The 12499-nt window shown below is 39.3% G+C and carries 10 protein-coding genes; 3 read left to right on the forward strand and 7 right to left on the reverse strand.

Annotated elements, in window-relative coordinates; genetic code table 11:
- Positions 1–26: 26 nt before the first annotated feature.
- From ABD769_RS23735 to trxA, 3 genes are all read left to right on the forward strand, one after another.
- Positions 27–1373, forward strand: a complete 1347-nt coding sequence (locus tag ABD769_RS23735; protein ID WP_344853856.1) for a dihydrolipoamide acetyltransferase family protein — start codon at positions 27–29, stop codon at positions 1371–1373.
- 65 nt (positions 1374–1438) lie between these two features.
- Positions 1439–2053, forward strand: a complete 615-nt coding sequence (locus ABD769_RS23740) for a hypothetical protein (protein ID WP_344853857.1) — start codon at positions 1439–1441, stop codon at positions 2051–2053.
- A gap of 161 nt (positions 2054–2214) precedes the next feature.
- On the forward strand, positions 2215–2511 hold the full coding sequence (gene trxA, locus ABD769_RS23745; protein WP_344853858.1) for a thioredoxin: 297 nt from the start codon (positions 2215–2217) through the stop codon (positions 2509–2511).
- Positions 2512–2513: 2 nt separating this feature from the next.
- Here trxA and pdeM read toward each other — a convergent pair whose 3' ends face one another.
- The 7 genes from pdeM to ABD769_RS23780 form a co-directional block, all read right to left on the reverse strand.
- Positions 2514–3152: a ligase-associated DNA damage response endonuclease PdeM gene (gene pdeM / locus ABD769_RS23750; protein ID WP_344853859.1), complete on the reverse strand. Its 639-nt coding sequence runs from the start codon at positions 3150–3152 to the stop codon at positions 2514–2516.
- Positions 3153–3226: 74 nt separating this feature from the next.
- The gene (locus ABD769_RS23755; protein WP_344853860.1) at positions 3227–5701 is read right to left on the reverse strand and encodes a ligase-associated DNA damage response DEXH box helicase; all 2475 of its coding nucleotides are present in this window, start codon (positions 5699–5701) and stop codon (positions 3227–3229) included.
- 295 nt (positions 5702–5996) lie between these two features.
- Positions 5997–7586 (reverse strand): ATP-dependent DNA ligase, encoded by a 1590-nt coding sequence (locus ABD769_RS23760; protein ID WP_344853861.1) that lies wholly within the window; start codon positions 7584–7586, stop codon positions 5997–5999.
- 1 nt (position 7587) lies between these two features.
- Positions 7588–8616 carry a ligase-associated DNA damage response exonuclease gene (locus ABD769_RS23765; RefSeq protein ID WP_344853862.1) on the reverse strand — a complete coding sequence of 343 codons (1029 nt, stop codon included), beginning with the start codon at positions 8614–8616 and terminating at the stop codon, positions 7588–7590.
- Positions 8617–8749: 133 nt separating this feature from the next.
- Entirely contained in the window at positions 8750–10918 is a 2169-nt protein-coding gene (locus ABD769_RS23770) for a S9 family peptidase (RefSeq protein WP_344853863.1), read from the reverse strand.
- Positions 10919–11015: 97 nt separating this feature from the next.
- Positions 11016–11699 carry a hypothetical protein gene (locus ABD769_RS23775; RefSeq protein ID WP_344853864.1) on the reverse strand — a complete coding sequence of 228 codons (684 nt, stop codon included), beginning with the start codon at positions 11697–11699 and terminating at the stop codon, positions 11016–11018.
- A gap of 23 nt (positions 11700–11722) precedes the next feature.
- Positions 11723–12499: an enoyl-CoA hydratase/isomerase family protein gene (locus ABD769_RS23780; RefSeq protein WP_344853865.1), complete on the reverse strand. Its 777-nt coding sequence runs from the start codon at positions 12497–12499 to the stop codon at positions 11723–11725.

Here is a 12499-nt window from a genome sequence, read left to right on the forward strand (position 1 = left end):
ACCAATATAAAATACTGTAATTTAATATGGCTCAATACGAACTATTGTTACCAAAAATGGGTGAAAGTGTTGCGGAAGCAACGGTGATTAAATGGGTAAAACAACCGGGTGATACGATCGATTTAGACGATACTATTCTCGAAATTGCTACGGATAAGGTAGATTCTGAAGTTCCTTCGCCCGTAGCCGGTAAGTTGGTAAAGCAATTATTTAAGGAGGATGAAGTTGCCCAGGTTGGTGATGTAATTGCCATAATAGAAACTGCAGGCGGAGATAGCCCGGCCGTTGAAACTCCTGTAGTTGATGCGCCAGCTGTAGCAGAAAAAGCAGAAACTATTCCAGGTATTGAGCAACTTCCCTCAGAAAATAAAGCTGCAGTAACAGATTTTAGTGCTTCTGAACGGTTTTATTCTCCTTTGGTAAAAAGCATTGCTGCGCAGGAAAATATTCCGCTGGCAGAGTTGGATGCCATTAAAGGTTCTGGCGCTGATGGCCGTTTAAATAAAGACGACCTGCTGGATTATATTGCCAATAAAAATGGAGGAGTTGCTTTAACCAATACGGTTATACTTAATCCACCTCCTGCGACTGAAACAGCAGTGCCTAAAACAGCTCAGGCTGAGACCGGACCTACAAATAAAACCTCTACAACAAGCGTAAGCGGAGCTGACGAAATTATTGAAATGGACAGGATGCGTAAACTGATTGCCGACCACATGGTAATGAGTAAAACCACCTCGCCACATGTAACTTCATTTGTAGAAGCCGATGTAACCAATATGGTTTTATGGCGCAATAAAGTAAAAAACAGTTTCGAGAAACGTGAAAATGAAAAAATAACCTTTACGCCAATATTTGTAGAGGCTGTTGCAAAAGCTATAAAAGATTTCCCGATGATTAATGTGTCAGTAAACGGAACACAAATTATTAAAAAAGGAAATATCAATATCGGTATGGCCGCTGCCTTACCAAGTGGAAATTTAATTGTTCCTGTAATCAGAAATGCCGATCAGCTTAACCTTGTTGGCTTAACCAAGGCAGTAAATGATTTGGCCACAAGGGCAAGAAATTCTAAATTAAAGCCAGATGAAACACAGGGCGGAACTTTTACATTAACCAATGTAGGTAGTTTTGGAAACGTGATGGGTACACCGATTATCAACCAGCCACAGGTAGCTATTTTAGCGGTTGGGGCCATTAAAAAGAAACCTGCTGTTTTAGAAACCGAACACGGTGATGTAATTGCGATCAGGCACATGATGTTCCTATCTTTATCTTACGATCATAGGGTAGTAGATGGTTCATTAGGTGGCATGTTTGTACGCAGGGTGGCCGATTATTTAGAAAGCTGGGACCTGAACAGGGAAATTTAATCAGTTTACAGTTAAAAGTTTTCAGTTGGCTTAATACCAACAATTTACCAGTTTAACAATTAAGAATGTTAGCTTCAAATTTAAAATCGATAGTTTCTGATAACGTATTGCATGCCAAATGGTTAAATACGTTGTCGTACATGGAGAATGCAGGTGCAAAGAAGATTTCAGCTTCTGAGCATAAAGAAAATGTAAACCTGATTATCCTTAAACATGCGGCAGAAGAACACCGTCATGCCTACTATTTAAAAAAGCAGATTTCGAAAGTTGATGAGTCGTTATGTAAAACCTATACAAATGCCGAGTTACTTTCACCAAATCATACTAAATACTATTTGCACGCTTTGGATATTGCGGTTTGCCGTTACTTAAAAGAACAGTTTAATCTTTCAGGCTACGACTTAAAATTTGCCGCCTATTTATTTGTTACCTATGCCATCGAAGTTCGTGCTGACGAGTTATATCCAATTTATCAGGCCGTTTTAGATGAAGCGAAGAGCAAGGTAAATGTGAAATCGATCATTCTGGAAGAAGAAGGCCATTTAGAAGAAATGATGAACCAGCTGGTGAGCTTTTCTGATGATTGGGAAAACCATGCTGCAGAAGTAATCAAAATTGAAAAAGCTTTATTTGATAACTGGGTTACTGCCTTAGCCGCTGAATTACCGATAAGCGCTTAATTTAAGAAGAATTATTTAATTTATTCGTCATCTCGACTGAAGCACAGCGAAATGGAGAGATCTATTATAGATTCCCCATTGCCTTTTATTCCGTTCGTAATGACGAATTTTCATTAAAAACCAATCCGGTTTATCTTTGTTTCTAAATAAAGACAAATATCATGGCTAAGTTTTCAGATTTAATTAATGGCGACAAACCTGTACTGGTTGATTTTTTTGCAGAGTGGTGCGGACCGTGTAAAATGATGAAACCGATCTTAGAACAGCTAAAATCACAAGTTGGCGATTCGGTTTCCATCCTTAAAGTTGACATCGATAAGAATCAACCTGCCGCTTCTTCGTTCAATGTACAGAGCGTTCCTACCTTAATCCTTTTCAAAAACGGAGTACAGGTTTGGAGGCAAAGTGGTGTTTTACAGGCATCGCAGTTGAAACAGGTGATTGATGCCCATGCTTAATCTTAAACCTCTACTACGACTTTTGGCGTAACTGCGAATATACGCTCGCTTGCTTTGGGATAAATATTATAGAGCCCGGTAAATAAGCTAAAAGCAGGTAATACTGCATATTCCTTACCAAAATAAAAGCAGGGAAATTTTAACCGTTGTTTTGCTTTTCCAACAATGGTAACGCCTGGATGGATGTGTCCGCTGATAGGGTATAATTCTTCTTCAGTACAATTTGGCGCATCATGTATAAAACAGAATGGACCTAGGCAATAGCTGGGTTCGTGTATTTCGATGTCCATTGCCGCATAATTGGCATGAGACAGGCGATCGTGATTCCCTTTAACCAATAAGAAATTCAGTTGCTGATAGTGTTTTCTCCATTCAGCAAATTCGTCAATATCAGTATTTAAGCCGTGGTGAAACATATCACCATTAATCAGCAATGTTTTAGGATTATATTGTTTAATTAACAAGCTTAAGCGCTGTAAATCAGTTTGGGTAATGGTTGCAGGTACCTGTAAACCTGCCTGCCTGAAATGTGCCGATTTGCCTAAATGCAGGTCGCTAATGGCTAAAAGTTGATGTTTTGGTAAAAATATAGCCCTTTCTTTATCTAAAATCAGTTCTTCACCCTGGCTTGTAATGGTCATTTATTTTATGCTAATTGTCATCCTGAGCTTGTCGGAAAGTCTTTTAATTCCCGACCGGGCACAAGATCATGTATCTATTTAATTTTCTCTGATTCCGCTTTCATCCTGGCAATCCGTTGCTCCAACTCTTCCGAACTCATATTTTCGCGTAAACTATCTACCTTAATCGGAAAAGAGAGCGGCGTAAAACTTTTCGGATTGGTAATGATAACTGCTCCATTCTGGATCCTTTCTAAAGCGGCTGCCAAGCGGGGTTCTTCCAGTTGCTGATAAAAAACCTCATCGTATGCCTGACGCAAAAGTAAATTATGTTTGTCGTAATCGCTAAAAACATTAAAAAACAAACCTGCAGATGACTGGAGATGTTTATTTGCGACATATTTACCCGGGTAACCCTGAAAAACCAATCCCGAAATACACGCAATATCCCTGAATTTACGCCTTGCCATTTCAGTGGAGTTAATACTTAACGTAATATCTTCCGTTAAATTTTTAGGGGAAAAAACTTCGTAAGCAATCGATTCATCCATAGGGATTTCCGTTTCACTTAACAATTCGAAACCATAATCGTTCATGGCGATCGAAAAACTGATGGGCAGCAATTTACTTAAGCGATAAGCAACCAAAGCGGCTAAAACCTCATGCACCAAACGCCCTTCAAACGGATAGGCAAATAAATGAAAACCTTCTTTGTTATTTATCAGCTCAATTAGTAATTCATCATTTCTTGGCACGTGAGAACGTTTTTCCTGCAATAAAAACAGCGGGTAAACAGAATCCAGTTCCTCATCCTGATGGGTTTTATCAAGCGCCTCATTGTATTTCTTCCGCAATACAGAACCTAAATTGGAAGATAAGGGTAGTCGGCCACCGTTCCAGCTAGGGGAAATGGCATTTTTTTGTTTGCTTACCCTTACTACAACCGTCATATCTTTCACCTGGATAAATTCTAAAACCCGGCCTGCCAGGCGGAAATTATCTCCTGCTTTTAAACGGGTAACAAAATATTCTTCCACCATACCAACGTAGCCCCCTGAAATAAATTTAACTTTCAGCATCGCATCACTTACAATAGTCCCGATGTGTAAACGGTGGCGCATGGCCAGTTGCCGGCTTTTTACTTTCCAAAGCCCGTCCTCTTTCACTACCTTTTTAAATTCCGTGTAAGCACTTAAACTATCGCCCCCCGAAGTAATAAATTGCATTACCCAGGTCCATTCTTCAGGGAGAATGAGTTTGAAAGCGTGGGTGTTTTTAATTTCTTCGTAGATGATTTTATCGTCAAATCCGTCGCCTATAGCCAATGTAACCAGGTATTGCACCAATGTATCAAACACCATAATAAAAGGCTCACGGCTTTCTATATTGTTGGTTTTAGCCGCTTCTTTAATAGCCGCGGCTTCTACCAGTTCAAGCGCATGGGTAGGCAGGAAATATATTTTGGAGTTTTCGTGAGGGGAGTGGCCAGAACGGCCTGCTCTCTGCAAAAACCTGGCGACACCCTTCGGAGATCCCACCTGCACCACAGTATCAACCGGCTTAAAATCTACACCCAAATCCAGCGACGAAGTGGCAATTACGGCTTTAAGTTGTCCCGTATGTAAAGCGTCTTCAATCCAGTTCCGGAGTTCAAAATCTATCGATCCGTGGTGTATGGCAATGCGCCCGGCCAGTTCAGGTTCGATATTCAGCAAGTGCTGGTACCACATTTCCGATTGTCCGCGGGTATTGATGAAAATTAAAGTGGTTTTGCTCTTTTCAATAATCGGCAAAAGTTTGTAAGCCAGCTTTAAACCTAAATGCCCTGCCCAGGGCAGGGTCTCAATATCATCGGGTATAATGGATTTAATTACAATTTTCTTTTCTAAATCAGCTTTAACAATGATACGTTTGGCTTCTAAATTAGGTTCGAGCACATCCAAAGCCTCGTCAATATTGCCAATAGTAGCAGAAATCCCCCAGATCCTTAAAAACTGGTTTTTCTCTAATTTTTGTAAACCTTTAATCCGCGATACCGCCAGCTCAACCAAAACCCCGCGTTTACTCCCTAAAAGTTCATGCCATTCATCAGCCACAATGCATTTAAGATTCCGGAACAGGGTAGAAGAACCCTTTTGTGCCAGCAACAGGTGCAGGCTCTCCGGGGTAATCAACAAAATTTCGGGCATCGATTTTTTTTGCTGTACTTTTTCTGCCTGCGAGGTATCGCCGTTGCGGACCCCCACGTGCCAATCCAGTTCCAGTTCCAATAAAGTTTCGCGCATGGCCCTTGCAATGTCTTTTGCTAAAGAGCGGAGCGGGGTAATCCAGATCAACTGTAAACGGTCTTTTGCTTTTTTATTACTGGCTTCTGATGCATTTAAAGCTTCAATTACCACCGCTAAAAATAACGAAAAGGTTTTTCCGAAGCCTGTGGGTGCATTAACCAAACCGCTGTAGCCATTAAGATAATATTGCCAGGCATCTTCCTGAAATTGAAAAGGCCTGCGTTTATTGGTTTTTAGCCAGCTTTTTATCTTTTTATAACCTTTGGTTTTGGTTTGGTCCATGCCTAATGTATTTCCCTATTGGTTTTATATTTATGAGTTTTGTTTTTTTTGAAAAGCAATACCAGTAATCCTTCGGTTGCTTCAGTCCCGCCATACGCTAAACCTTTTTTGTAATCAACGATAAAACTGATTATCCTTAAACAAAAAAGGGTATCGCTGCTGTCGGGTTTAAAATAGCAAGGCAAACCTACGTAGGCTAACTATTCTATTAAATCTCCCTCAGTTTGTGCCCATACAGACCGAAATCTTTTAGTTATGATCATAATGGTCTGTGTGCTCACAGACCATGGTCTCATTATAAAGTTGATTGCAGCAACTGCCTTAAATCTTCCAGCGTATTAATTTCATCTGCTTTTTTATCCTTCCGCCACCGCAATATACGCGGAAAACGTAAAGCTAATCCTGCTTTATGCCGTTTACTCTCCGCAATTCCTTCAAATGCAATTTCGAAAACCAGTTCAGGTTTTACCGTGCGTACAGGGCCAAACTTTTCGATCGCATTGCGGGTTACAAAACTGTTCACTTCTTTAATTTCCTTGTCTGTTAAACCCGAATAGGCTTTTGCAATCGTTACCAGGTTTTCTCCATCACGAACAGCAAAAGTATAATCAGTAAAGAAATTGGCCCTTCTACCGCTTCCTTTTTGAGCATAAATCATTACCGCATCAACAGTGTAGGGATTGATTTTCCATTTCCACCAATCTCCGCGCTTTCTGCCACTATGGTAATGCGAACTCAGTTTTTTAAGCATAATCCCTTCGCTATTGATCGAACGTGAAGTTTGCCTTAATTCGGCCAGTTCTTCCCACGTATTACAACTGATTACCGGAGAAATAATCACCGGACTTTCATCCAGTCCACCAATTAACTTCTCGAGTATTTTTCGCCTTACGCTTAAAGGTTCTTCCCTGAAATCTTTCGCTTCATATTCCAGGATATCGTAAACAAAAAATCCGATAGGCGCATCTTCCAGCTGTTTTTTATTAATCGTTTTACGATTTAAACGTTGTTGCAGGGTGCTGAATGATAAAACCTGTTTATCCTGTACCGCCAAAATTTCGCCATCTAAAACCACGCCGTCAGGCAATACATCAATCATAAAATGCAGTTCAGGAAACTGTTCCGTCACCAGTTCTTCGCCACGGCTCCAGATAAAAAGTTCGCCGTTACGTTTTACAATCTGCCCGCGGATGCCATCCCATTTCCATTCGGCCTGCCATTCAGAAATATCGCCCAGTTTTTCGGGTTCCTGTTCTAAAGCATAGGCCAGGCAAAAAGGGTAAGGCCAGGAGTTATCGGTATTTACATGGATGCCATTAATCAGTTCGTGAAAGGTAATCTCGTAAGGATTCCATTTACCCATAATGCTGTGCATAATCTGGGCACTATCTAAACTGCTTTGTTTGGCCAATGCATTTACGAGCATTTTATTGGAAACACCGATCCTGAAATTACCCGAAATTAGTTTGTTAAATATAAAACGTTCCTGTGTTTCGAGTTTGTTCCAGGCATTTAAAATAAAATCTTTCTTAGTTTCATCATCTTTGCCTTCCAGATCGTGCAATTCTTCAATCCAGGTATGCAATTGAAAATCCGACGTATTTTCAGCTGGTGGTAATAATAAAGCGATGGTTTCGCTTAAATCGCCAACATTAGAATAACTTTCGGCAAATAACCATTCAGGCGTTTCGGTAATGTCAATCGCCCAATATTTAAGTAAGGCTGATTTAATAGGCCTTTTAGGTTTTTTACCAGTAAATAAGGCAATCACCCATACTTTATCTTTATCATCAGCATGATTAAAATAATCAACCAATGCCGCAATTTTATCATTGGTTTTATTGCTCAGTTCGAGCTGCTGGATCAATTTTGCAAAACGTTTCATATTATTTATTTTCGTTTTGCTCAGCTAAATCCACCTTGTTTTCTTCATCATCTTCCTGACCAAACTTGGTTAAAACTTCTGCGGCTTCTATACCTTCATCATTTAAAAAACGACTAAAAGCCGCAGTAAAACCATGCGTAACATAAACTTTTTCTGCACCTGTTGCGGTAATGGCTTCCATCAATCCAGGCCAATCTGCATGATCACTTAATGCAAAACCGGCATCGGCACTTTGCCAGCGGCGGTGCGCCCGAACCTGCATCCAGCCAGAGCATATTCCGGTAACAGGATGTGATAAATTCTTGATCCAGCGGCTATCGCGCATCGCGGGCGGCACAATTACTATTCCTTTCTGCAAATCATCTTTAGTGGTTTCAGGGGTAATCCTAATCGTTTTTGGAAGGTTTACACCTGCTTCTATAATTACTTCGTTCAGGTTAGCAATACTGTTATGTACATAAATAGGAATATCGCCGGCTAGGTTTTTAATTAAACGCTGTGCTTTGCCCAAACTATAGGCAATTAATACGCTGGTTTTCTGTTGATTAATGTTATCATTTACCCAATTCCGGATTCCGTTAAAAACAATCTCCTGTTTTTGCCATTTGTAAACTGGCAGGCCAAAAGTGCTTTCGGAAACAAAGGAATGGCATTTTACGGGTTCAAATGGTACGGTGATCCCATCATCTTCAATTTTATAATCGCCCGATATTACGCAGATTTCGCCTTTATATTCTAAACGTACCTGTGCAGAACCAATAATGTGCCCTGCAGGGAAAAAAGAAATATTTACACCGTTACGAACAATACTTTCTCCGTATTCTAATGTCTCAACATTTAAATCCTCGCTAATCCTGCGTTTGATAATGGGCTTTGTTAAAGTATGGCAGAGGTAATATTTATTTCCAAACCGCACGTGATCGCTATGTCCATGTGTGGTTACGGCATAATCTACAGGCCACCAGGGGTCTACATAAAAATCGCCCTGTTTACAATAAATGCCTCTTTTGGTAAATTCGATTAATGCCATAGCTAGTAAACAATGGTTTCAGGGATTGGTTTTGAAACCATAGTGCTTAACTTTAACACGAAGGTTATCATATATATATAACCAAAGTTTTATCGCATAAAAAAAGCAGCCCGAAAGCTGCTTTTAAAATTTTCTACCTTGCTCCCGGAGGGCAGTTTTCTTTTAAAAACTTGGTGTAGGTTAGCGAAAGGTGCTCGCTTGTTCCTTCACCTTCTGAAATACTGTGTGTACGGTTAGGGTAACTCATTAACTGAAAAACTTTTCTGTTTTTAATTAGTTCGTTAATCAGCATTTCGGCATTTTGATAATGTACGTTATCATCGCCGGTACCATGAATATACAATAAATTACCTTTCAGGTTTTTAGCATAAGTAATAGGAGAACCTTTAACATAAGCTTCTTTACTAGGGAAAGGCGTACCCATATAACGTTCCTGATAAACATTATCGTAAGTTAACTGGTTACCAACCGCCGCAATGGCAATACCTGTTTTATAGATTTCAGGATATTGGAACATCAGGTTTAAGGTTGATGAACCACCACCGCTCCAGCCCCAAACTGCTACACGGTCTTTATCCATAAAGGCATTGGTAGCCAATAGTTTTTTAGCAGCCATGGCCTGATCGCGGATATTGATTACACCAATATTTTTGTAAATACTTTTACGCCAAGCGCTTCCTTTCGGCACCGGTGCACCTCTGTTATCCATTGATATATAGATATAACCATCTTTGGCCATATCGCCGGCATATAAGAAGTTTTTTCCGGCACCATAAGTATCTGATGCCGTTGGCGAAGCTGGCTCACCATAAACATAAAATACAACAGGATATTTTTTAGCAGGATTAAAATTATCAGGTTTTTTCATCCAGCCGTCCATTTCAATGCCATCTTCAGTGGTTACTTTGAAAAACTCAACCTTATTTTTAGGGGCTTCCTGTTTTGATAGTTGTGTAGTAATACTTCCATCCATAGTAAACGGATTGCCTGTGGTGAAATTCATCCATTCAGTAATTGGTCTTACAATCGAACTGTTATAAGTATGGCGGGCAAATGCAGCATTAGGAGAAATATCATAATTATGAGTACCAGGAAGGATAGAAGGGGTAACCTGTTCTAATTTTCCTTTTCCATCCAACTTTGTTTTAAAAAGATATTTCTGCGTGGCATTGGTTGGCGAGGCAAGGAAATAAACCGTATTGTTTTTTACATCGATTAATTTCACATCAATTACATCGTAATTGCCTTTTGTAACCAAAGTTTCTTTTTTTCCGTCAATGCTAATTCTGTACAAATGGTTCCAGCCATCTTTGTCTGATACAATGGTAAATTCTTTATTGTCGTTTAACCATTTCCATTCATCCTGCGGATCGATCCATGCTTTTGCTTTTTCAGTGTAGATGGCTTTTGCATCACCTGTACTAGCATTGCAGATAAATACTTTGCTTTCGTTCTGCTCGCGGTTAAGCTGTTGTAAAATAATGTTATTGCTGTTTGGCACCCACTGCATACGTGGAATGTAATGCTGGATATTATCGCCCGGAACATTTAACCAGTTTGTTTTGGCAGATGCAACATCAACCACACCAACCTTGCAAACAGAAGGATTTTCGCCTACTTTTGGATATTCTACCGGAATGGTATAAGGATAAATCGAATCCGTATTGTTGATCATCAAAAAGTTTTTAATCTTGCTTGCATCAATTTGCCAGTAAGCAATAGATTTCCCGTCAGGACTCCATCTAAAACCATCACGACAATCAAATTCTTCTTCGTAAACCCAATCAAAAGTACCGTTAATCAGACGATCGGTACCATCGGTAGTTAAAGCTTTAGCACCCGTTCCATCAATATTTTCTACATATAAATTGTGTTTGCTTACATAAGCTACTTTACTTCCATCGGGCGATAATTTTGCAAACATTAAAGATGATGCCGGTTTATCTTTCCCGATTTGGGTAATCTTGTTAGCCGTTAAATCAGCCAGCCAATAATCGCCACGGGTATCATAACGCCAAACTTTTTTACTGTTGGTGTAGATTAAAGCTTTTGTACCATCGTCAGATAACTGGAAACTTCTTACCGCAATGGCATTATTTTTTCCTGCTGGCGTTAATAACGCTCTGGAAATAATTGTTTTTTTGTCGCTTTTTGGAAGCGTAACCGAGATAATTTCTCCGCTTGCAATCTGGTAGTAAGAGTTACCATCTTTTGCCCAGTTGATACTTTGGGCTTTTGCATCAATTAACGTACATAAAGCGATGCAGGCAATTGATAATCTGAATAATAAGTTTTTAATCATATATAATGTGGGGCATAAAAAAAGCTTTTTAACTTTTCGGCTAATTTAAATAAAAAGCCGGCAGTTAAAAAGCCATTAATTAGCAGGATTTGGTTAATTATTCACCACCACCTTGCATTTTTGCTAAATCTTCCATTGTTACTACTTCGTAACCTGTTGGTACTTCTTTCGAAATGGCACCAACTTTACCTTCAACAACCGATTTTAGGGTAGTAGTAGTTTCTACACCTCTTTGAACCAATGTATATTTTACAGGAAAAGCAGCTAAACCAGGGAAATAGTTTTGAGAACCAACGTTTGGTAATTCAACATCTTTTGTAGCCCATAATTCAAGCATTGCACCTTTATCATCTTTATAAGAATATTTTTCAGCACTAAAACCACCAATAGTTTGTTTTTCGCCTGTAGCTTTGAAATCAGAATATTTAGGGATAGCGCCCATTGCTTTTTCAATATCAGCTTTAGTTTGTTTTACTGCAAACTGTTTTTGTGCAACCGGAACATCGATTAAAAGCAAACCTGTTCTTTCATTGTTATCAGAAACAATACCGATTAAAGCAGGACCTTGTTCCATTTCGATTTTGGTTAAACCATTATTAAATTTAACTTTCAATTCTGCAGGTGGTTCTTGTCCGCCCATTGCAGCTTTTTGTTCTTCAGTTAATTTATACGCCAGGCCATAGGTAATTGTACCTTCAGCTATTTTCTTTTGCGCATGGGCGATAACGGCGCTACTTACTAAGATTAAAGCAACAACGCTTGTTTTGATTGATTTTAACATGTTTTTTATTTCAGTTTAGTTATTTACCAGTTAATTTTTTCTTTGTTTAAAAATGAAGAAATTCCTTTTTTAAAATCTTCACTCTCCCGTACACGGGCATTAATCTGTACCGCAGTTTCCAGGCATTTTTCAAGCAGGGGATTGGTGGTTTGCGTAATCAATTGTTTTGTAACCATTAACGAATTGCCAGAACTCCCGCTACACAAACTTAATGCAAATTCTCTTACGTTTTGATGAATTTCGGATGAATTTGTTACAAAATTTATCAAATTATATTTAAGTGCCTGCTCAGCAGAGAAGGTTTTTCCGGTCAATAAGATTTCTTTAGCAACCGATTCGCTAACCTTTTGTTTTAAAAAGCAGGAAACAATGGCTGGCACAAAACCTATTTTAACCTCAGTATAACCAAAATTACTTTCGGGGGTTGCAAAAACAATGTCGCAGATTGTTGCCAAACCGCAACCACCGGCAATGGCATGTCCTTCAACCTGTGCTATAACTACTTTTGGCAGGTAATAAATGGTGGTAAACAGTTTTTTTAGATGATTGGAATCAGCAACATTTTCTTCAAAGGTATTGTGTTGCAACTGTTGCAGGTAGCCTAAATCGGCACCGGCACTAAACAAATCGCCATTCGCATTTAAAATAACTACCTTAACCAGGTCATCTTCTGCCGCACGGATAAATGCAGCTGTTAAAGCTGAAATGAGCTGAGGATTTAGGGCATTTCTTTTTTCAGGCCGGTTAATGGTTAAGGTTGCAATTCTTTCTGCAACCTGATATAAAACCAGATTTTCCAT

This window comes from Pedobacter jeongneungensis (assembly GCF_039538295.1).
Taxonomy (GTDB): Bacteria; Bacteroidota; Bacteroidia; order Sphingobacteriales; family Sphingobacteriaceae; genus Pedobacter; species Pedobacter jeongneungensis.